17 protein-coding genes are annotated in these 22,149 nt (G+C 61.0%); 8 read left to right on the forward strand and 9 right to left on the reverse strand.

Annotated elements, in window-relative coordinates; genetic code table 11:
- The first annotated feature begins 2 nt into the window (after nt 1–2).
- Genes rfbA through BM269_RS15690 form a run of 6 tightly spaced genes read left to right on the forward strand, consistent with a single transcriptional unit; the run spans nt 3 to nt 9,208 of the window.
- Complete coding sequence (rfbA, locus tag BM269_RS15665; RefSeq protein WP_090438456.1) at nt 3–890, forward strand: glucose-1-phosphate thymidylyltransferase RfbA; 888 nt, start codon at nt 3–5, stop codon at nt 888–890.
- Nucleotides 887–1,432: a dTDP-4-dehydrorhamnose 3,5-epimerase gene (rfbC, locus tag BM269_RS15670; protein WP_090438458.1), complete on the forward strand. Its 546-nt coding sequence runs from the start codon at nt 887–889 to the stop codon at nt 1,430–1,432. Before rfbA ends, rfbC begins: the two co-directional genes overlap by 4 nt.
- Nucleotides 1,429–2,283, forward strand: coding sequence for an ABC transporter permease (locus BM269_RS15675; RefSeq protein ID WP_229204668.1), 855 nt, complete (start codon nt 1,429–1,431; stop codon nt 2,281–2,283). The genes rfbC and BM269_RS15675 overlap by 4 nt, the downstream gene beginning before the upstream one ends.
- A complete protein-coding gene (locus tag BM269_RS15680; protein WP_090438461.1) occupies nt 2,273–3,622 on the forward strand; it encodes an ABC transporter ATP-binding protein in 1,350 nt (449 codons plus the stop codon). The genes BM269_RS15675 and BM269_RS15680 overlap by 11 nt, the downstream gene beginning before the upstream one ends.
- Nucleotides 3,619–8,121 carry a methyltransferase gene (locus tag BM269_RS15685; protein WP_090438464.1) on the forward strand — a complete coding sequence of 1,501 codons (4,503 nt, stop codon included), beginning with the start codon at nt 3,619–3,621 and terminating at the stop codon, nt 8,119–8,121. The genes BM269_RS15680 and BM269_RS15685 overlap by 4 nt, the downstream gene beginning before the upstream one ends.
- Nucleotide 8,122: 1 nt before the next feature.
- Entirely contained in the window at nt 8,123–9,208 is a 1,086-nt protein-coding gene (locus BM269_RS15690; RefSeq protein WP_090438466.1) for an acyltransferase family protein, read from the forward strand.
- A 177-nt stretch (nt 9,209–9,385) separates the two neighbouring features.
- On the opposite strand, the gene BM269_RS15695 is transcribed toward BM269_RS15690, so the two are convergent.
- The 9 genes from BM269_RS15695 to BM269_RS15735 are packed head-to-tail and all read right to left on the reverse strand — an operon-like array spanning nt 9,386 to nt 18,103.
- Nucleotides 9,386–10,996 (reverse strand): glycosyltransferase family 39 protein, encoded by a 1,611-nt coding sequence (locus BM269_RS15695; protein WP_090438469.1) that lies wholly within the window; start codon nt 10,994–10,996, stop codon nt 9,386–9,388.
- Between the two features lie 31 nt (nt 10,997–11,027).
- A complete protein-coding gene (locus tag BM269_RS15700) occupies nt 11,028–11,771 on the reverse strand; it encodes an SDR family NAD(P)-dependent oxidoreductase (RefSeq protein ID WP_090438472.1) in 744 nt (247 codons plus the stop codon).
- Nucleotides 11,764–13,131: an FAD-binding oxidoreductase gene (locus BM269_RS15705; protein WP_090438475.1), complete on the reverse strand. Its 1,368-nt coding sequence runs from the start codon at nt 13,129–13,131 to the stop codon at nt 11,764–11,766. Before BM269_RS15705 ends, BM269_RS15700 begins: the two co-directional genes overlap by 8 nt.
- Nucleotides 13,124–13,927: a glycosyltransferase family 2 protein gene (locus BM269_RS15710; protein WP_090438478.1), complete on the reverse strand. Its 804-nt coding sequence runs from the start codon at nt 13,925–13,927 to the stop codon at nt 13,124–13,126. Before BM269_RS15710 ends, BM269_RS15705 begins: the two co-directional genes overlap by 8 nt.
- Before the next feature lie 22 nt (nt 13,928–13,949).
- Nucleotides 13,950–14,300 (reverse strand): DMT family transporter, encoded by a 351-nt coding sequence (locus tag BM269_RS15715; RefSeq protein WP_090438481.1) that lies wholly within the window; start codon nt 14,298–14,300, stop codon nt 13,950–13,952.
- Entirely contained in the window at nt 14,297–15,136 is an 840-nt protein-coding gene (locus BM269_RS15720) for a sugar phosphate isomerase/epimerase family protein (protein ID WP_090438484.1), read from the reverse strand. Before BM269_RS15720 ends, BM269_RS15715 begins: the two co-directional genes overlap by 4 nt.
- Nucleotides 15,133–15,924 carry an NAD-dependent epimerase/dehydratase family protein gene (locus BM269_RS15725; protein WP_090438488.1) on the reverse strand — a complete coding sequence of 264 codons (792 nt, stop codon included), beginning with the start codon at nt 15,922–15,924 and terminating at the stop codon, nt 15,133–15,135. The genes BM269_RS15720 and BM269_RS15725 overlap by 4 nt, the downstream gene beginning before the upstream one ends.
- The gene (locus BM269_RS15730; RefSeq protein ID WP_090438491.1) at nt 15,921–17,078 is read right to left on the reverse strand and encodes an NAD(P)/FAD-dependent oxidoreductase; all 1,158 of its coding nucleotides are present in this window, start codon (nt 17,076–17,078) and stop codon (nt 15,921–15,923) included. The genes BM269_RS15725 and BM269_RS15730 overlap by 4 nt, the downstream gene beginning before the upstream one ends.
- On the reverse strand, nt 17,078–18,103 hold the full coding sequence (locus tag BM269_RS15735) for a glycosyltransferase (RefSeq protein ID WP_090438493.1): 1,026 nt from the start codon (nt 18,101–18,103) through the stop codon (nt 17,078–17,080). Before BM269_RS15735 ends, BM269_RS15730 begins: the two co-directional genes overlap by 1 nt.
- 232 nt (nt 18,104–18,335) lie before the next feature.
- Between BM269_RS15735 and BM269_RS15740 the strand changes: the two genes are divergently transcribed.
- Both BM269_RS15740 and BM269_RS15745 read left to right on the forward strand, forming a co-directional pair.
- Nucleotides 18,336–19,877 carry a hypothetical protein gene (locus BM269_RS15740; RefSeq protein WP_090438496.1) on the forward strand — a complete coding sequence of 514 codons (1,542 nt, stop codon included), beginning with the start codon at nt 18,336–18,338 and terminating at the stop codon, nt 19,875–19,877.
- On the forward strand, nt 19,874–22,135 hold the full coding sequence (locus tag BM269_RS15745) for a hypothetical protein (protein ID WP_139232755.1): 2,262 nt from the start codon (nt 19,874–19,876) through the stop codon (nt 22,133–22,135). The genes BM269_RS15740 and BM269_RS15745 overlap by 4 nt, the downstream gene beginning before the upstream one ends.
- The last annotated feature ends 14 nt before the right edge of the window (nt 22,136–22,149 follow it).

Consider the following 22,149-nt stretch of genomic DNA (forward strand, 5'->3'; position numbering starts at 1 on the left):
TCATGTTAAAACGCAAAGGCATCATCCTGGCCGGCGGCTCCGGCACCCGGCTCTATCCGGTCACCAAAGCAGTGTCGAAACAGCTGCTGCCGATTTACGACAAGCCGATGATTTATTACCCGCTCAGCACACTGATGCTGGCCGGTATCAATGACATCCTGATCATCTCGACCCCGCAGGATACGCCGCGTTTCCAACAATTGCTGGGCGATGGCGCCGATTGGGGCCTGAACATCGAATATGCCGTGCAGCCGAGCCCGGACGGCCTGGCGCAGGCTTTCATTATCGGCAAGGACTTCCTCGGCGGTGCGCCGAGCGCGCTGGTGCTGGGCGATAATATTTTCTATGGCCATGACCTGCCGGCCCAGCTCGAGAAGGCCAATGCCAAAACGGATGGCGCCACCGTGTTCGCCTATCATGTGACCGATCCCGAGCGTTATGGCGTGGTCGATTTCGATGCCAGCGGTAAGGCCCTGAGCCTGGAGGAAAAACCGGCTGTCCCGAAGAGCAATTACGCTGTCACCGGCCTGTATTTCTACGATAACCAGGTGGTCGACATCGCCGCCGGCTTGAAGCCGTCCGCGCGCGGCGAGCTCGAGATTACGGACCTGAACCGCATTTACCTGGAACGCCAGCAGCTCGACGTGGAAATCATGGGCCGCGGCTACGCCTGGCTCGATACCGGTACCCACGAGAGCCTGATCGAAGCGAGCAACTTCATCCAGACCATCGAACACCGCCAGGGCTTGAAAGTAGCCTGCCCGGAAGAAATCGCCTACCGCAAGGGCTTCATCGATGCCGACCGACTGGTCGAGCTGGCCAAGCCGCTGGCCAAGAACGGCTATGGACAATACCTGCTGCGCCTGGCCAAAGAGGGCGTGCGTCCATGAACCTGATCCCCACCGCCATCCCGGACCTGAAGATCATCGAGCCGAAAGTGTTCGGCGATGCGCGCGGTTTTTTCTACGAGAGCTTCAACCAGCGCCGCTTCAACGAACTGATCGGGCGAGAGGTCGCGTTCGTGCAGGATAACCACAGCTGTTCGGCGCGCCACGTGCTGCGCGGCCTGCATTACCAGATCCAGCAGGCGCAAGGCAAGCTGGTGCGCGTGGTGCAGGGCACGGTGTATGACGTCGCGGTCGACCTGCGCCGCAGCTCGCCGACGTTCGGCCAGCACGTCGGCGTCGAACTGTCGGCCGAGAACAAGCGCATGTTCTGGATACCGGAAGGCTTCGCCCACGGCTTCGTGGTGCTGTCCGAAAGCGCCGAATTCCTGTACAAGACCACCGATTACTGGGCGCCTGAATTCGAGCGCAGCCTGGCCTGGAACGATCCGGCGCTGGCCATCGCCTGGCCATTATCCGAAGCACCGGCCTTGTCGGCCAAAGACCAGCAGGGCAAGCTGCTGGCCGAAGCGGAGTGTTTTGCGTGAGTCATGAATTAGCGGCAATCAACCCGCATGCTTCCCAACCGACTTCCCCGCGCGCCCTGGCCGGCAGCCTGTGGCGCAACCGCGCCCTGATCCTGCAACTGACCCGGCGCGATGTGATCGGACGCTACCAGGGTTCGGCCATGGGCCTGGCCTGGTCGTTCTTCAATCCGGTATTGATGCTGTTGGTATACACCTTCGTCTTCTCGGAGATTTTCAAATCGCGCTGGGGCGGCATCGGCGGCAACGATAGCAAGACCTTGTTCGCGCTGGTGCTGTTTGTCGGCATGATCGTGCTCAGCCTGTTCAGCGAAGTGCTGAATCGCGCACCCGGCCTGATCCTGTCGAACGTCAACTACGTCAAGAAGGTGGTGTTCCCGCTCGAGATCATGCCGGTCGTCACCATGGCGGCGACCCTGTTCCATGGCATGGTGAGCCTGGCCGTGCTGCTGGCGGCCTTCGCGCTGTTCAACGGCTATATCCACTGGACCGCGCTATTCCTGCCGCTGGTCTTGTTGCCGCTGGTGGTGCTGACCACCGGCCTGGCCTGGATCCTGGCCTCGCTCGGCGTGTTCCTGCGCGACGTCGGCCAGACCATCGTCATCGTCACCACGCTGCTGATGTTCCTGTCGCCGGTGTTTTACCCGATTACGGCGGTGCCGGTGGATTTCCGCGCCATCATCATGGCCAATCCGCTGACCTTCATCATCGAACAGGCGCGTGAGGTGTTGATTTGGGGCCATCAGCCTGACTGGCTGGGCCTGGGCATTTATATGCTGGCGGCCGTCCTGGTGGCGTGGGCCGGTTTTGCGTGGTTCCAGAAGACCCGGAAAGGTTTTGCCGATGTCCTCTGATAACACGACGATCCGCGTCAGCAATCTGAGCAAGCGTTACGAGATTTACGACAGCCCGCGTGACCGCCTCAAGCAATTCGTCCTGCCGCGCCTGCAGCGCGGCGGCGCGCCGGCGCGCCAGTATTTCCGCGAGTTCTGGGCCTTGCGCGATGTGTCGTTCGAGGTCAAGCAGGGCGAGACGGTCGGCATTATCGGCCGCAACGGCTCCGGCAAGTCGACGCTGCTGCAAATCATTTGCGGCACGCTGTCGCCGACCGGCGGCCAGGTGGAAACGCGCGGCCGCATCGCCGCCATGCTCGAGCTCGGGTCCGGTTTCAATCCCGAGTTCACCGGGCGCGAAAATGTCTACATGAACGCAGCCGTGCTGGGCTTGACGCCAGCCGAGATCGACGAGCGCTTCGACCGCATTGCCGCCTTTGCCGATATCGGCAGCTTCATGGACCAGCCGATCAAGACGTATTCCAGCGGCATGACGGTGCGCCTGGCCTTCGCGGTACAGTCGCAGATCGACCCGGACATCCTGATTGTCGATGAGGCCTTGTCGGTGGGCGACGCCAAATTCCAGGCCAAGTGCTTCGATCGCCTGCGCCAACTGAAAGACAACGGCACCAGCATCTTGCTGGTCACCCATTCGAGCGAGCAGATCGTGACGCACTGCACCAAGGCGATCCTGCTGAACCAGGGCGTGCAACTGGAAACGGGCAAGCCGAAGCAGGTGGTCAACCGTTATCTAGACCTCTTGTTCGGCAAGGAAAAGCAGGCACAGCCGGAGGCCGCTGCCGGCACGCCGGAGACGATCGCGCCGTCCGCGGCCGCCAACAGCGAGCTTGGCCTGAGCCGCAGCGACGATGTGTTCGCCACGCGCCATGGCTACAATCCGCATGAGTACCGCTGGGGGGATGGCACCGCCAGCATCCTGGACTTCCACCTGGCCGCCGATGGCGTGCCGTATCCAACGGTGGTGGCGACCGGCCAGCAGATCAGGCTGTCGGTCACGGTCAAGTTTCATGCGCAGTTTTACCGCCCCATCCTTGGCATCACGATCAAGACCAAGGAAGGCGTGACGGTGTATGGCGTCAACTCGGAAACGCTGGAATGCGCGCCCTTCCATGAACTGGGGCGCAGCGGCTCGGTGATGCAGGCCGATGCCGCGTTCGTGTGCCGGCTGGCGCCGGGCGACTATTTCATTTCGTTGGGCATTGCGTCGAAAGAGGGCGAAGAAGCCGTTCCGCACGACCGCCGCTACGATTCAATACATTTGCAGGTAGGCCCGAATACGGTGATGTTCGGCCTGGTAGATCTGGAACTTAATATGATGGCGAAAGAGGTTGTGGCATGAGGGCATTATTGGAACGTGCGGGCTATGCACTCAATACGGAGCATGACATCTGGATTGCCCCCGGTTTTGGCGGCATCGCCTACAGTGACGGCGACGAGGTGGAGCAGCGCATCGCGCGCGCCATTCGCCTGGTCAGCGACGTCTCGGTGCTCTCGCCCGAGCTGCGCCAGCACTGCATCGACTGGCCCTCGCTGTACCACCTGGGCAGCTTGCGCGCCAACCTGATGCGCCCGTTCGGCACGCTGCTGCGCGGCGCCGACGTGCTGGAAATCGGCGCCGGTTGCGGCGCCATCACGCGCTACATGGGCGAAGCCGGCGCCAACGTGCTGGCGCTGGAAGGCAGCCCACGCCGTGCCTCGATTGCGCGCGCGCGGACGCGCGAGCTTGAAAACGTGACCGTGCTCAGCGAGAAATTCGACCAGTTCAAGTGCGGGCATCAGTTCGATGTGATCACCCTGATCGGCGTGCTGGAGTATGCAAACATGTTCACCGCCGGCGCGCATCCGCCGCTGCAGATGCTGCAGCGCGTGCGCAGCCTGCTCAAGCCGGGTGGCCGCCTGATCATTGCGATCGAAAACCAGCTTGGCCTGAAGTATTTCGCCGGTGCGCCGGAAGACCACCTGGGCCATGCGATGATCGGCATCGAAGGCCGCTACCGCTCGGACCAGCCGCAAACCTTCGGCCGTGAAGTGCTGGGCCGACTGCTGGTCAACGCCGGTTTCTCGCCGGCGGAATTCCTGGCCCCTTATCCCGACTACAAGCTGCCGGTGTCCATCATCACCGAGCAAGGTTTTGCCGATGCCGGCTTCGATGCCGCCGCCCTGGCCTGGCAAAGCGCGCGGCGCGATCCGCAAATGCCGGCGCTGAGCAACTTCTCGATGGAACTGGCTTACCCCGAAGTGATCGCCAACGGGCTGGGCATGGATATGGCCAACTCCTTCCTGGTGGTGGCGACGCCGCAAGGGGCGAAAGCGGTTGAACCCGATGTCCTGGCCTATCATTACAGCGTCGACCGGGTGCCTGAGTATTGCAAGGAAACCCGCTTTGTGCGCAGCGGCGACGCGCCGGTGCAAGTACGCTACCACCGCCTGGGCGCAGCGTCCGGGCAGGCCGGGCTGTCGGCGATGAAGTTCACGGTGCCTGAATCGGACGAGTATGCCTTGGGCAAGGTGCTGACGCTGGAGTTCATGCGCATTGTCATGCACGACGGCTGGACCTACCCGCAGGTGGCGGCGTTTATCCAGCGCTATATCCGCATCCTGGCGCAGTTCGGCGCGTTACCCGAGGACGGCAGCCCGCTCGCTTCGCCGTATGCGGAGCTGCCGGGGCGCTTCTTTGATGTTATTCCGCAGAACATCGTGGTGCGTGCCGATGGCAGTCCGGCACTGATCGACACCGAATGGCAGCTGGAACTGCCGATCGAGGTCGGACACTTGCTGTTCCGCTCCCTGCTGGCCCTGATCAATTCCATGACGCGCATTGGCCGCCCGGCACAGCAGGCCGATGGCGTCACGCGCCAGCAATTCATCGATGCTGTGCTGGCGGAGCTGGGACTGTCATTGCAGGATGCCGACTATGCCCGGTATATTGCCATCGAGGCTGACATCCAGCAGGCGGTCACCGGCCGCCCGGCGTCGCTGTTTGCCGACTGGGGCCGCCACAACCAGCTGCCGATGCAGACCCTGGCCCAGGCTATCAAGGAGCGGGTGACGGAAGTCGAACACCTGCGCTATATCATCGGTGAGCGCGACAAGACTATCGCCGGGCTCCAGCAAGGTGTCGGCGAAGGGGCGATGCAGTTGCAACAGTTGACGCAAGCCATGGCAGAGCGCGATGCCCAATTACTGTACGCGCAAGATCTCATTGCCCAGCGCGACCAGCAAGCACAAACCCTGCTGCAAGTGGTCGGCGAACGCGATGCGACAGTGCAAGCCCAGCTGCATGTGATCGGCGAACGTGACGTGGCGGTCGGCGAACTGCAGCGTCTGCTCACCGAACAGGCCGGCCCGCTGGCTGAGCTGCGTCACAACGTCAACAGCCGCGACGCGGAAAATGGCCATCTGCGTGAAATGCTGCGCCAGCGCGAAGCCGCATTTGTGAGCATCATTAATTCCCGCTCCTGGTGGTTGACCAAGCCTTACCGCTGGGTCGGACGCGTGCTGCGCGGCGACATCGCAGGTGCCGCGGACCCGTTCCAGAAGATGCTTGGCTTGAAAAAAGATGGCCAGGCGCCGCTTGCTGCGGCGCCAGCCGAAGCGCAGGCGCCTGCTGCTGCGCCGGCCGACATCGTGATTCCGGATCCGATTGCGCCAACCCATACGGTGTCGGTGATTCTGCCGGTGTACCGCGGCATCGACATGACGCGCCGCTGCATCGAGGCCGCCATGCCGGGCGTGCTGGCAATGGAAGGCGCCATACTGCTGGCCATCAATGACGGCAGCCCGGACCAGGGTATGCAAGCGATGCTCGAATCGCTGGTGGCAGTCTGGCCCGGCCGCTTCGAAGTGCTGGAAAACCCGGTCAACCTGGGCTTCGTGGGGACCGTCAACCGCGGCATGGCTCATTTCCCTGCGCAAGACGTGGTGCTGCTCAACAGCGATGTGATCGTGCCGGCCGACTGGCTGGAACGTTTGCAGGCCGAGGCATACTCGCACCCGCGCGTGGCGACCGTCACGCCGTTCTCGAACAATGCCACCATCTGCAGTTTCCCCAACTTCCTGGAAGAGAATCCGCAGGCCTTCAATCTCGACGTGCACACGATCGACGCCGTGTTCCGCCAGTCGCACTTGCCGTGCGTCTCGGCGCCGACCGGTATCGGTTTCTGCATGTTCATCCGCCGCGCCTGCCTGGACCAGATCGGTTATCTGAATACCGAGAAGTTTGGCCGTGGTTATGGTGAAGAAAACGACCTGTGCCAGCGCGCCATCAAGGCCGGTTGGCTCAACCTCCTGTCGCCCAATATGTATGCCTTCCATGAAGGTGGCGTCAGCTTCTCCACTGACAAGCAAGCGCTGGTCGATCGCGCCATGGGCGTGCTCGACAGCCTGCACCCGAATTATCACGCCGACGTCCAGGCCTTCATCCAGCGCGACCCGGTCCGTTCGGCACGCGTCGAACGCTACCTGCAGCTGCTGGCGACCCTGGCCTTGCCAAAGGTTTTGCACGTCTCGCACGGTTCCGGCGGCGGGGTCGGCCAGCACATTGAAGAACTGGCAGGGGATTTCGACCAGGGCGCGGCACACCTGGTGCTGGCCCCACAGGATGGTCCAGCCGTCGTGAGCCTGAGCCTGCGCTCGTGCAAGCTGACCGACAAGCTGCTGTTCGACATGCCGGCCGATTACGCCAAGCTGCGCAAGTTGCTCGAGCAGGTGGGCATCAGTGCGGTGCACTACCACCATACGTATAACCTCGATCCGGTGCTGCAAAACCTGTCCCGCGAGCTGGGGGCGACCACGCTGCTGACCGCGCACGACTACTTTTGGCTCAACGCCAACCCCACGCTGACCGCGGCCGACGGCCGCTTCCCCGGACACTATGTGGAAGATCAGCACAATCCGCTGTATCCACTGCCGGCAGGCGTCACGGCGGCGCAATGGCGCGAACAGTTGCGGCCCCTGATCGAGCAGGCCGACTGCGTGATCTTTCCGACCAACGCCACCCGTACCTTGTTCGGCGACATGTACCAGTTCAAGCATGCTGTCGTGGCACCGCACGTGGAGCCGCACCTGAACGTGCGGCAAGCACCGCGCCAGCTGAGCGCCAAGCAGCATTACGTGGTCGGCGTATTGGGTGCCGTCGGTCGCGAAAAAGGCGCTGACGTGCTCGAAAAGCTGGCGGAAATGGCGCAGAGCCAGGGTGCCCGCTTTACCTTCAAGCTGATTGGCTATTCGTACCGCCAGTTGAACGCAGTCGAGACCACGGGACCTTACAAGGTGGAGGACTTGTCGGCGCTGATCGCGCAGCATGGGGTCGACCTGATCCTGTTCCCGGCGCAGTGGCCGGAAACCTACAGCTATACGCTGAGCCATGCACTGGCATCGGGCTTGCCGATCATGGCGCCGAACTTGGGCGCCTTCCCCGAGCGCCTGTCCGGCCGCGCCAGCGCTGCGTTGTTCGATCATATGGAGCCGGTGGCCCAACTTTATCGCCACATCGGCGACTTCATTACTGCACTTGAGGCCGGCACCGTCAGCGCACCGGTGTTCCAGGGCGACCAATCGCAAGTGGAATTCTACGCCCGCGACTACCTGCCCCTGCTGGCGCGCGCGCTCAAGCCGCCGGTCAGCGGCAAGCCATCGTTCGAATTCGATGCGGCGCACATCGTGCGCGGACCATTGAACAAGACTGGCTGGCGCCACGCGGTGCTGCGCGGCTTATGGCGTTTGCATACCCATCCGTCGCTGCGCTGGGCCAGCTCGGCGGTGCCGTACGGTCTCAAGCGCGCAGTCAAGCGCTCGCTGAGCCGCAGCCCGATGCACGATATCACTATCAAGTCCTAACATGAATCATTTGTCGATCCAAAATTGCCTGAACCTGCGGCTGAACAATTTCACGCTGATGCGCTTTCTGGCCGCCTTCGCGGTCTTGTACGGCCACTCTTATGTGCTGTCGGGCGGACTTAAAATCGGCGAGGATCCGATCAGCAATATGCTGATTCCGCGTTGGGGCGAAAGTTTGCCCAGCATTGCAGTAGACATGTTCTTTGTGATCAGCGGATTCCTGATTTGCGCCAGTTACGTACAACGCAGAAATTTCTGGGTATTCGTCGAAGCCCGCCTGCTGCGCATTCTTCCAGGTTTGGCGGTGGCTTTGATTTTCTGCATTCTGATCGGTGCTTGCGTGACGAGCGAGCCGGTGGCTGCATATTTCAAGTCGCCCGCGACGGTTGGCTATTTGAAGAATAACCTGTTCCTGGTGGCTGGCATTCAGTTTGAACTGCCGGGCGTTTTCACAGCAAATCCTTTCCCTGGCTCCGTGAACGGCTCGCTGTGGACGCTACCGATCGAAGTGCGAATGTATTTCTGGGTGGCGGTGCTGGGCGCCTTGTCCCTGCTGTGGCGTGCATATGTCTTCAACGCCCTGTTCCTGCTGACTTGCCTGGTCTATGCCCAGGCACCCGCCGGTACGTTTTTCATGGCGGCTGATCCGCGCCACGCCCACCTTGGCCTGCTGTTCTTGCTTGGCACTTTCTTCTACGTCAACCGTCGCCGGATCAGCTTAGGATTCGCTGGGCTGCTGGGATTGGCTGTGCTGACTTATATCACCCGCAATTACGCCTTCTCGCTGTTTATCAAGTCGGTATTCTTCTCTTACCTGGTGCTCCTGGTTGCCATTCATCCAAAGCTGAATCTGCCGTCTTTGGACCGCTGGGGGGATATCTCGTTCGGCCTGTATATCTACGCCTTCCCTGTGCAGCAAACGCTTGCGTACATGATGCCGCCGCTAAAGCCATATCAGATGCTGATTCTGTCATCCGTGATAACTATCGGCCTTGCCATCGTGTCCTGGAAACTGGTAGAGCAACCGGCGTTGAAACTGAAGGGGAAGTTGGCGTTACCGAAAAAAGCCGTGGGGGCCCTTTCGTAGACTGCATGAGTCCAGCTGTGTAACCCAATGCTGGGCGCGAAATGAAAGCGCCCGCACCTGCGTAAAAATGGCCGCCCGAAGGGCGGCCATTTTGTTTCTTATGACACTGTTGGGTTTGCCAAAGCCTTGGCCCAACCCAATTTCATCGTCCTATTCTTCCGCCGGTTTGTCAAACGATTACGGTGCGCTCTTCGCGCTGTGGGCGCGGTAGGTCGTCACGTTTAAGCCTTGAAAGCCTTGTCGCTGAATCAGCGTCAATGACGGGCACGATGCGAGCTGTTCAGCGTATTGCATGCCGTTGTGCTGAAGCACAATCACTTGTTTGCCGTCCGGACGAATAGCGGCGCAGAAGTCGGACGTGTCTTGAGGTGTTGACACCGGCAGCAACTTGAACGCTTGGCCTCCTGCAAGTGGGTACTGCTTCAGATAGTGGTTGTAAAAGGCCGCATTGGCGGCCCAGCCCAACAGCACCACGTGATTGGGCTCGGCGATCTTGGAAACATATGCCGCAGAAGCGTCATATTCCTCGCCTGGCTGGGAGTGCTGGGCGTAGTACGGCTTCAGGCCGAGCAGGCTGAAACAGACAAAGACTGCGGTGATCGCCGTCGCAATCAGCTTACCGGGGCGCATGGCGGAAAACAGCAAGGCAAACGAGACCAGCAAGATCGGCAATGAAGCTGCAAAGTAGCGCGGGTGCCACATGCGCGCATGGAAGGAGTTGTAAACGCTATAGCCGAATTGCAGGGCGATGACCGCGATCAGCATTAGCGCCAGAAGAGCTTTCTTTCGCTGCAGACTTTGCTTGATACTAGCGCTGGAAAGAAACCAGCGGCCACCCTCGTCACGGCCGCACAGGGCGCAGATGAAGGCGGACAACCAAACGGCCAGCAGGAGTGGGCCGGCGCCGGCGAGGAAGAAATCGAGGGTCTTCGGAAACATCATGCCCAGGATGTCGCTGGTGCTATAGGTGGTCCAGGCCAGGCCACCCTGACTGGTGAAGCGGAACGCCTTCCAGCTTAGTGCGAACCATGGCGCGATCGCGAAAGGCACCAACAGCAGCTTGAAAAAGTGGGAATAGCGCTTGCGGGGGACAATGACCAGAAAGAAATAGACTGCGGAAAGCAGGCCGTAGGTAAACAAGCCAGTGTAATGCGAATAACCCAGCAGAATGTAGACGACTACGTCCAGCCAGAACGAAGGCAAGGCCGCTTTCTCGGCTTCGGATCCGGAGTTTTCCGCCAGCACGCGGTTGATCAGCAAGATTACTGCGATGGTCGACAGAAGCATTGTCAACATATACGCCCGCACCTCTTGCGACAAAGTAATGGCGGCCGGGGCGACGCAGAAACAAATTGCGCCCAGTAGTGCCGGCAGGGCGCCGAGTGGCCTGCGCAAACCGAAATAGAACACGAGCGGGGCCAACGAGCCGAGCACCGCCGGCAATGACCTTAGCGCGAAGTCAGATACGCCGAACAGCTTAGACCAAACGATCAGGAGCAATTCGAACAAAGGCGGAGTATTGTCGGCTGCCTTCCAGGTTAAGAACGAGTCGTCCATGGTCAGCTCTGGAATCACCTTGGACGTGTAGCTGAGCCAGGAATGACCCGCGCCGACATCGAGCGCCGCCGCAACCGTAAACAATTCATCCGACCAGAGGCCAATGCTGGCCAGGGTGTGAAAGCGTAAATACGCGCCCACCAGGATTGCCAACAAGGCAAGTGCTGTCAAGAGTTTGCGGTTGACGCCGGTTTGCGCAGTGCGCGCCGGACTGGTCGGAGGAGTAGACATCAGGGCTGTTATCTTTATTCAGGTCTTTGGGTTACAGCTTCATGCGCTTGAAGATGAACTCTGGGATATTCCGGATGATGAGCATGATGTAGCGCCAGAAGAACGGGAAGTACACCACGTCCGCTCCTTCGCGCACGCGTTTAGCAATATGGGCGCCGGCAGCTTCTGGCGATGCCATCAGGAACGTGCCTGACTTCCCTGCCACCATCTTGGTATCGATAAATCCCAGCTTGATGGTAATCACCCGCACGCCGGCCGGGGCCAGGCGGTTGCGCAAGCCTTGCATGAAGGCGCTCATGCCGCTCTTGGCCGAACCATACAAGTAGTTGCTCTGGCGGCCGCGGTCGCCCGCCACCGAGGACAGCACGCACAGGCAACCGGATCCTTGCTGCTCCAGGATATTGGCTGCCACAGAGAAGGTGGTGGCAATCCCCACATAATTGGAATCGATGATGTCCTTGATCGTGGCCAGCGATTGGCGTGCCTTGAGCTGGTCGCCCAGGGCGCCGGTGCCGGCAACCACGATATCGAGCCCGCCAAGTTCGTGCTGCGCGGTTTCCACCAGTTCCTGGTGCGTCGCGAAATCGCTGGTATCGAATTTATGCGTGGTGATCAGGGCTGCACCGGTGCGTATCCGCAGGTCGGCGGCGATGACGGCAAGTTCTTCGGTATTCCTGGCAGCCAGGCACACCTTGTCGTCTTTGCCGATCAGATTCAATGCCACTTGGCGCATGATGGTCGAAGTTGCGCCAAGCAAGAGGATGCGATTAGCCATTTTTACTCACCAGGTTAAGGCGTCTGGCCATGTCAGACGCGAACAGATTACGGGGATCGTAGGTGCTGCGCACGCGCTGCCACTCTTCGATGCGCGGGTACATGCGGTGGTAGGCCTGGGCCGAAACGCGGCCATCCTTGGCCAGGTAGACCCGGCCGCCGGCTGCAATGACGATTTCATCCAGTTGGTCGAGGAATGCCCACAAGCCGTCCGACACCGGGAAGTCAAACAAGGCGCTGAAGCCGTTGATCGGGAAGGACAGCATGCCGGCGCCATCGCGCACGCGCTTGATGGCAGCGAAATAAGCCGGGAATTTTTGCTTGTTGGCGAGCACGTAGTCGAGTACGCGCGCCAGCGAAACTTGCGCGCCTTCGAACGGCAGGCAGCACTGGTATTCGACGAAGCCCTTGCGGCCATAAAGCAGGTTCCAGTTTGGCAGCGCATCCCATGGGAACAGGAAGGAACGCAGGTCGGCTTTCGAGGACGGCTGGCTCCGGTGTTTCATGGAGAAGGCCAGGTTGAAGGCCTTGTTTGACCAGCGATTGAAAAATGGCGCGATCAGCCCAAGGGGGGGCGCTTTCTTGTCGTCCCAGATGCTCTGGTCCTGCGGGCCGTTCTCGAGGCTGGAGGCGATGACATAACCGCTGGCCTCGCGCTGGTTCAGGAGGTCCAGCCATGCCACCAGGTGGGTGGTGCCGGGCTGCGCTTGTACTTCGGCGATGTGTTCCAGCAGGGCGGGCACGCCTTGGAAGGGGATCGAGCGGTTGGCCGCCGTCATGCCCGGCAGCGGATGCAAGGCGACTTCCAGCTCCAGGATGATGCCTGTCATGCCCATGCCACCCAGCGTTGCATGGAACAGGTCCGCGTTGTGCTGGCGCGAACATTCGATGCGGCTGCCATCGGCCAGTAGCATTTGCATGCCGAGCACCGATTCCCCGAAGCCGCCGACTAGCCAGTGGTTCTTCGAGTGGATGTCGAACGCGGCGCAGCCGCCCAGGGTAATCTTGCTCAGTCCCGGCGTGGCAGGCAAGGTCAGGCCGCGTGGCGCGAAGGCGCGCATGACATCGAGCACCGTCACACCGGCCTCGGCGCGCAGGACCGAGCGCTCAGGATCGAACGACAGCATGCGGTTGATGCGTTCGGTGCTCGCCAGCACGCCGCCGGTGTTGAACGCGGCGTCGCCATAACTATTGCCCAAGCCACAAGCGAGGAGGGGAACGCTGGCCATCTGTTCCGGCAGCGTCAGGATATCCTGCAGGCGCTCAGGACGGTACAACGCTTGCATCGCGTGGCGGTAGTTGCCAAAGCCGTGGCGTTCGACCACTTGCAGCGGCAGATTGTCCGGCAAAGGCTTAGTCATAAGCGGCAGGCGTGCGTGCAGGACGGGACAGGGCTTTGCTGAAATCTGCCCAGCTATTGCCCTGCATCTTGCGGCGCAGCCAGCAATAACCGAGCGTGAACAGGTATAGCGAGGATTGCCCCAGCACGTCAAATTTGCTGGTGCCCTCGCTGCGGTCGCGCCACGAGTTGGCCACCACCGCAATCCGTGGCTTGGTCATCGTCGCATTGATCGACATCTCGATGGTCAGGTTGAATTTTTCGCCGTACAGCGGCTGGATCGCATCGATCACCTCGCGCCGGTAGCATTTGAACCCGTTGGTGAAGTCGTCGTAGTCGAAGCCGGTGGTCCAGCCAATCAGCCGGTTGCCCAGGCGGTTCAACAGCATCTTGAACTTCGGATAGCCTTCGACCACGCTCTCAGGCTGGAAGCGGCTGCCGAACGCACAGTCGTAGCCCTCGGCGATCTTGCCGGCAAAGCGCAGGATGTCTTCCGGCGACTCCGAACCGTCGGCCATGACGATCACCACCGCGTCGCCGGCAAAGTGCTGCAAGCCCCAGCGTACTGCCACGCCATAGCCGGCCAGCGGCGGCGTATTAACGTAACGCACGTGCGGGAATTCGCTGGACAGTCCTTGCAGCACCGATTCGGTGCTGTCTTTGCTGGCGTTGTTCACGCACAGGATTTCATACGACATTGCCGCCGCGTCCATCGCCTGGACCAGCACGCGGACAGTGGAACCGATGCTGGCTTCCTCGTTATAGCAAGGAATCAGGATGGATAAGGCAGGGGCGGCATTCGGAAGGGCAGAAGTCACGGCAAATCCATTAAAAAGATGCTTATTGACGGGTGATCAGGACGACGCCGGCCAGCACCAGCACAACACCGAGCATGGACGAGGGATGCATTGGCTCCTTGAACCAGAAGGAGGCAATCAGCACCACCAGCGCAATCGCACCCGAAGTCAGTACCGGATACACCACACCCAGCGGCAAGCGCGATACGGCAACCGTATACATGACGAATGCGAGGCCATACGACACCAGGCCAACCAACAGGGGCCAGTTAGTCAGGAACGTCATTGGCTGCGCCAGCGACGGGAGCTGGAACGGCGGCTGGCTGGCAAGTTTCAGCATCACGCTGGCCAGGGCATTGAGCACAATGGCGAAAAGCACGGTAAGCCAGATCATTGCTGCCCTTGTGCCGTGATGCCATCGCGATAGGCCTTGCTCGCGCACTGCAGCGCGCGCTCGATGGCCACGATATGTGCTTCCGTGTTGCTGGCCACCATTTCGATGGTCACCACATGGGCCGGGAGCGCCGCCGCAAGAAGCGGTCCGATGCGATGGTGATCGGTATCGGCATCGCCCAGCGTGACAAGGTTGCGTTCGCTGGCATGAAGATGGCCGATCAGGTCGGCGTACTCGCGCAGCACCTGGGCCGGGTCTTCGCCATTGATGGTCAGTGCGCCGGTATCGAACTGCATCTTGACCGCAGGATGGGCAACCGCGCGCACCACCGCCGCGGTTTCCGCTGCGGTGGTCATGAAGTTGGCGCCGTAACAGCTAGGATTGGGTTCCAGGCAGATGGTCACGCCGCGCTCCTGCGCGATCGCGCCCAGGCGGCGGAAAAACGGTACCGCCACCGCCAGCGCCTGTTCATCGCTCAAGCTGCTGCGATCACGGTTCTTTGGCGAACCGAATACCAGGCGCGTGGCGCCCAGGCCCGCGCCGATGCGGCATACCGCATCCAGGTGCTCCAGCATGGCATCTTGCGAGCTTGCGTCGCCGAACACATTCAGGCCGCTGGTACCGAACAGCAGGGCTTGCATGCCAGTCAGCTCGATGCCGCGTGACGACCACCACGAGCGTACGACAGCAATGTCGTCCTCGCTGGCCTTGGCTGGGTCGGGAAAATATTTGCCGGGCGCGATGTCGATGGCGTCCACCGCGTAACGCTTGAGCAGTTCGGCGACGGCCTCGTCTTCAGCGGTATCCCACGCGATATTGGAAATGGACAGCCTCATGCTGCAGCCCCGGCCGCCGGCAGTGTGCGCGGTTCAGACTGTGCATAGGAGCGCACTGCCTGGATGGTCTCGCGCGCACTGTATTGATAGCCTTCCTTGCCGCCGAACAGCGCAGCGTGGCGGGTGCGCATATCATAGCGGGCCGCAGCGCCTTCCTTAGGCTGGTTAAACGGCACGCCGAAGCCTTGCTCGGACAAGTCGGCAACGCTGACCGGTTCCGCGGTCAGGTGCAGCAGCTTGATCCCCGCTGTCAGTGCGACCTGGATGTCGTACCAGAGGTTGACCATTGGGTAGAACTGAAAAACGCCGCGGCTATCGATCGCGCCCACATTGTTCTGGTTCAGGAAGTCGAAAATGACATTCTTGCGCAGGTCGGGACCGACCAGGCCTGGCAAGCGGACAATCAGGTGATTCGGGAAATGGCTGGCAACAAACTGTTCAAGGCGATACCGGTTCAAGCCATAAGCGTGCAGCCCGGCTTCCGTCACTGGGGAGTCTTCGTCGACCCCCTGCGGAGCGCCGAACACGTCGACAGTGCTGATGAGGATGAAGGTCTTGCAGCGGACGGTCTTGAGGTGGTTGATCAGGCCATCGATCTTGGCGCGGTCGGCTTCCGGGTCGCGGTTGGCGATCCATTTTTGTGCCGGAGCGCCGGCGCACACCAGGGTGTCGAATTCGCGCCCGGCAATCTGGTCAATGTCGGTGGAGCGGAATTGTGCGCCGAACGTGGTCTGGCGCAGCAGGGTGCCGCCGACGAAACCGCTGTGGCCGATAAGTGCATTGGTCATGCTGAACTCCTTAGGTCGGATGTGCCCGCAGCGGGAACAAAATGTTCGGCGTCGAGCTTTTCAAGCACATCGTAGATATTGTCGATTTTGCCGCCGAGTACCGAGTAGCAGCCTGGCAGTTCGGCGTGTTTTTCGAACAGGATAGGGCGGCCGTCATCGCCTTCGTTTTTGACTAGGACGGTTTTCACCTCGAACAGCGAGTCGGCGTAGCGCGCCTGTGCCATGCTTGGCAGGTAGCGGGCCACGTCGCGTACCATACGATCGACACGGGTCGCGCGCGCGTAGTTGCTGAGCTTACCGTACGGATCGAGGCTTGGTGCATCGGCCCAGTGCAAGTGGGGCGTATAACGTACGTGCGACAGTGTATGCAGCTGGCGCGCCGGGAACGGCATCATCGAGAAGAACGGGCCGTCCATGACTGTAATGCCCAGTTCCTTGAGTACCGGCGGGACATCCATCAGCGCCATCTCGGTGATTTCCTGCTTCAAGCGCGTTTGCGTGCCAGGGAAATCGCCGGCAAATTGGTTGAGCCCGCTGTACGTGCAGTTGAATACATAGCCGCACGTCACTTCGCTGATTCCGTGGCGATCGTCCAGCCTGACTTTCGAGGTTTGATCGGGGCCGCGTGAAATCTCCATGACGCGGGTTTCGAACCGCAGCTCGACGGCGCATTCTTCGAGTTCCCGCTTGGCCCAGGCTGCCAGCTTGCTTGAGTCGAAGGCATATTCTTCGACTTCGAACACGCCTTCGATCAGGCGCGGCTCGAACAGGTTCAGCAGGGCAGGGTCAGCCGGGCGGATCGGCGCCCCGATTTCCCGGCAAAACCGCTCGAACTGCTTGGTGGTGACTTTGGAGTTGCGGCGCGCAATTGCATACAGCTTGGTGAAGTCTTGTTTGACCACTTGCGGCCAGTCGCGCACGAATCTTGGCAGGTTGATGCGGCTGCGGTAGGCGGTGGTGAAGCTGCGCGGATAGTGGTAGCCATTATGCACACGGGCCTGGTTGTGATACGATGCCCGCTGCATCAGTGCCGTCTCGCGTTCGACCAGCAGCACGCGCTGCAGGCCGCGCTGCCTGGTCAGGTAGATCGCAATGGCCGCGCCGTAAAAACCGCCGCCAACGATGACCGCGTCGTACTGTACCGCCGCCGCCATCAAGCGACTCGTTCCGCGTGTGCCGCCGCAGTTGCCGCCGGCGTTGCGCCGACCACTTCGATATTGAGTTTCTCGCGCTGGGTCAGGCGGGCGCTGGTGAATTCCTGGCCCACGTGATACAGCGGCCCTTCATTGGAAAGGCTGGCCATGTGCAGGATGTATTCGCCGAGCACCAGCAGCACCAGCGAAATCAGGAAGAACATGCCGGATTGCTGCAGCGACAAACTGACCCAGCCCGGCGCGATCGAGGTCTTGAACAGGCCGATGGCGACCACATAGACTGAGTAGACCAGGTTGGCTACGGCACCAAACAGGGATAAGGCAGTCACCAAGCGCATCGGCGCGCGTGTGGTCGACACCAGCAGGCGCATGCCGCGGTCGATGCTGTCCCACAAGTTCTTCGAGGACGGTAACGTAGGCTGCGCGCTGTACTCAAGATACTCGCGGGCGAAACCACCGGTAGCGGGCAGGTGGCGGTAGGTCATGGCAGGCTGCGGGTGTTGCAGGATGAAGTTGACCACCCGTTTGCTGAGCACGCGGTATTGCGGCGCATCCTTGGCCAGGTGGATGCCGTTAAACCATTTGTAGAGGGAGTTGAACACCGCAAAGGCGCTGCGGTAGGCCAGGCCGTGTACCGGGGCCTGTGCGTTGCGCGCGAACACCACGTCGGCGCCGCTGACGGCTTTGTCCAGCATCTCGGGGAGGAAGCCGATATCGTCGACCAGGGGATCGATTACGGTGACAAAGTCGCCCAGCGCGTTTTCCAGGCCGACCCAGGAGGCGGTGTCGGCATCGACTTCCTTGGTCAGGGCATATACTTGCAGGTTTGGCAAGCCCGATTCGCCGGTCAGGTTTTTCAGCTTGCTGACGCTGTTGTCGTCGGATGCATTATCGACAATGATGAGCTCGTAGTCGCTTACCAGGGGCGCAATCTTGGCCGCCGCGTGTGCAAGGATTCCTTCAATTCGTTCGGACTGGTTGCGTACTACAAAAACCACCGATAGAAAAACCGGGAAAAACGCCATTTAAAAGAACCTCCTTAGACGCGAACGGAAGACGTGGCTATCCCGTTTGCATAAATAACATTAAATTTTAAGTGAGCCGGCACTTGGTGTCAATCGAGCCGTGCCGGCCACTTGGACGGCGTTTGAGTGCTGTCAAACTGACCATTTTTGCTCACCAAATACCAGGGCCAATGGTAGGATGACGGCCTCGCGACCTCCCCCTGTGCAACACGGCGAACCCGTACGAATAAAAATGACCGATAAAAAGCTGCTTGCATTCACCTTGGGTTTGGCCGCTTTCCTGGTGTATTTCTCCTTCCTATGGCAAGGCGCAACCGGCTATAACTTATCGGACGAAGGTTTCCTTTGGTATGGCGTGCAGCGCGTGCTGGCTGGCGAGGTGCCGCTGCGCGACTTCATGGCCTATGATCCCGGGCGCTATTATTGGTCGGCCGCACTGCTCAAGCTGGCCGGCGCCGACGGCATCATCGCCCTACGCGCAGCAGTCGCGCTGTTCCAAGCGATCGGCCTCGCGACCGCACTATGGTTGATCATGGCTGCTGGCCGCGGCCGGCAACTGGCCTACCTGGTGGTGTGCGGCATCACCTTGCTCATGTGGATGTGGCCGCGCCATAAATTGTTCGATGCCACCCTCTCGATACTGCTGGTCGCGGCGCTCAGCTATCTGGTTCGGCAACCCGATGCCCGGCGCTACTTCGTGACTGGGCTGTGCGTTGGCCTGGCCGCTGTTTTTGGCCGTAACCACGGCATGTACGGCGCGCTAGCCAGCGCAGGCGTGATCATCTGGCTGTCACTGCGCCGAAGCGAAGGTCCGACACTGCTGCGCGGCGCTGTACTGTGGGCGTGCGGCGTCGTAGCAGGGTTTGCGCCCGTGCTGCTCATGCTATTGCTTGTGCCCGGGTTCAGCCAGGGTTTCTGGGACAGCGTCCTGCTGCTGTTTGAAGCTGGCGCCACCAACCTGACGTTGCCAGTCCCTTGGCCCTGGAAGGTCCAATGGGCCGGGCAGGCCACCGGCGACGCGCTGCGCGCATTCCTGATCGGACTGTTCTTTGTCGGCATGCTGGCTTATGGGCTGCTGTCGATCGCGTGGGTGGTGTGGAGGAAGTGGCGCAATCAGTTCGTCGAGCCGGTTTGCGTCGCGACCGCCTTTCTGGCATTGCCATACGCGCAGTACGCTTTGTCGCGCGCCGATATCGGCCATTTGGCGCAGAACATCTTCCCGCTCATGATAGGTTGCATGGCGCTGCTGGCCACGCAGGCCCGCAAGGTGAAATGGCCTGCTGCCGCCCTGTTGTGCATGTCCAGCATTTGGGTCATCTTCGTCTATCACCCTGGCTGGCAAGCACGCAACAGTGGACAGTGGACTAAACTTGATTTGTCCTCCGACCGTCTGCTGGTCGATCCCGATACGGTCAACAACGTGGCGATGCTGCGTTCGCTGGCGGTCCGTTACGTCCCGGACGGGCGTGCACTGGCGGCAATGCCGTTGTGGCCGGGCGCCTACGCTACGTTGGGCCGCAAGGCGCCGGTATGGGATATCTATCCGCTGTTTCCGCGCTCGGCCAGAGTTGAGCAGGGGGAGATTGAACGTATGAAGCAAGCCCGTACCAGCATGGTCTTCATACTTGACGTCGCGCTCGATGGTCGCGACGAACTGCGCTACCAGCATACCCATCCGCTGACTTACCGCTACCTGCAGAATGATTTCACGCGCATTGACGGCGGCCCGAACCCGGCGTACCAGGTGTATGTCGCCAATGATTTGCTCAAATGATGGGCCTGGCTTTGCGTCAAGTGAAATCCTGGCTGCCTGTTGACAGCTACCGTATTGCCTGCGCGCTTTACCTGCTGCTGTTCGTCCTGCTCACATTTAATTACTGGGGGCGCGGCGAGGTGATCGCCCCCTACCGCCAGCATGCCGAACTGGGGCTGGCCGATCGCGTGGATGCACAGCATCGCGAAAACCGGAAATTCAGCGATTTCGCCAATGGTTACATACCCGAGGTGCAGCCGCAGGTCGCCCACACCGGCCCGGGCTGGCTGCCCCTGTGGAGCAAGCAGAATGAAATAGGGCGCCCGCTGTTTCATACCTCCGGTTTCAGCGTCGCCTATCCGCCTTCCTGGATCATCTCTCACCTGTGCGATAGTCCGTGGCGCTTCATGACAATCCTGTCGCTGTCGCTGGTCTTCCTGTCCGGCCTCTTTGTGCTCTGTTTTTGCCGGGAGACCGGTATCGCGCCGATGGCCGGCCTGATCGCTGGATGCAGCCTGGCCTTTTCGCCCTTCCTGACCTATTGGCTGACTTTTCCGATGTTCGGCGCTGCGTTGTGCTGGAGCGCCATGGGATTGTGGGGGCTGGCGCGACTGGCCCGTAAAGCCGACCTGGCCAGTTGGAGCATCCTGGCTTTCAGCGCTTACAGCCTGCCGATGACGGCCTATCCCCAAATGGTCGTGTACCACGCTTACTTGCTGGCGGGGTATGGCTTGGTGATATTGTGGCGGCAACTTCGCAAGGACCGCTCCCTTGCCTTACGTTACCTGCTACTGGCCGCCAGTGCGGCGCTACTGGGTGGTGCCTTGGCCTTGCCGGTTTATCTCGATGTGGCCGGCGAGGTGAAAGAATCGCTGCGGGTGATGCCGCCAGTGTCCTTCTTCACGGTGGTCCTGCCGCGCTTTGCCACTGCGCTGGACGCCTTCAAGTTTGTTGCATTCGGGACGGTTCCGGAGCTGTTCGGCGAGCCGGCCGGCGCCGCCTTCCCCTACGCTTACAACGCTATCAGCGTCACGCTGCCGGTGCTGTTCTTTGCCGTAGCCGCATTGTTTACCCGCCTGCGCCAGCATTGGGGATGGTGGTTGGCGGTCTTGTGCATTTGCCTGTTGACGTTCGTCGATGCGATCTATACGTTTGGCGTCCAGCACCTGGGCCTGAACCTGTCGCGCACCAATCCTCTCTGCTGCCTGCTGCTGCCACTGACCATCATCACGGCCTATGGGGTCGATGGCTTGCTCAAAGATCCGCTCGGGGCTGGGCGCTCACGCGCCGTGTTGCTTGCGGCCGCTGTGGCAGCAGCGGTGCTGCTTGGCGCGTTCGTGCTGAGCCGGACAACCGGCATGCCGATCCGTCCGCGCGTGCTGGGCGCCATGGCTGTCATGCTGGTCCTGTTGCTGTGGCAGCTCAGGAGCAAGCATCCGGCATGGCCGCTTGCCGCGACGGCCATGTCGCTGGTGATCACCACGGCGCCGCTGATGTTGCATCAGGACCCACGGCAAATTGCGACCTCGTCCCCGCTGGCCGAGACAATTCGTGCCGGGTTGACGGCGGGCGCGCGCTTTGCCGTCGCCGCGCCAGGCTTGCCGGTATTGCCGCCGAACCTGAATGCCAGCGTCGGCCTGCCCTCTGTCCATAGTTACAACAGCCTTTCGTCACGCCGCTACCACACCTTGATGGATGCGCTTGGCGGTGACGTGTTGACGTTTGGCCGCCTGAATAGCAGCATCGCTCCGGACTATGGGTCAGCCATGTTCTGGATGACTAACGTTGGCGCGATATTGTCGGCAACGCCCCTTGCGCATTCGAACCTGCGCTTGCTGGGCGACGAAGCTGGCATCCATGTCTACCAGGTGCTGGACCGGATGGGCGAAGCGATCCAGGTGGTGGCCGGCAGCGCTGAAGGCGCGCACGACTTGGTGCTGGAGGACCCGCGCGGCTTGCAGCGCTTGCCTGCGGCGAAACGGCTCGACCAGACCGACGTGCTGGAATTCGATGTCACGCCGGGCCAGGCATCCTGGCTGGTTCTGAGCCAAAAGTATCATCGCGACTGGCAGGCCCAGGTGCTCGCCGGCGGCACCTGGCGCGAGGCGCCAACCGGCCAGGTCAATGGCGTGTTCCAAGGGGTGAAGCTGGCACCGGACGCCACGCAGGTTCGGCTGCGGTTCATGCCGTTTGTACGGTATGCGTGGATTGCCCATGCATTCTGGCTGCTGGTACTGGCGCTGCTGCTGGCGCGCCGGCTGCGGGGCCGGGAGATATAATCCATACCCCCGCG

The organism is Duganella sp. CF458 (assembly GCF_900113115.1).
Lineage (GTDB): Bacteria > Pseudomonadota > Gammaproteobacteria > Burkholderiales > Burkholderiaceae_D > Rugamonas.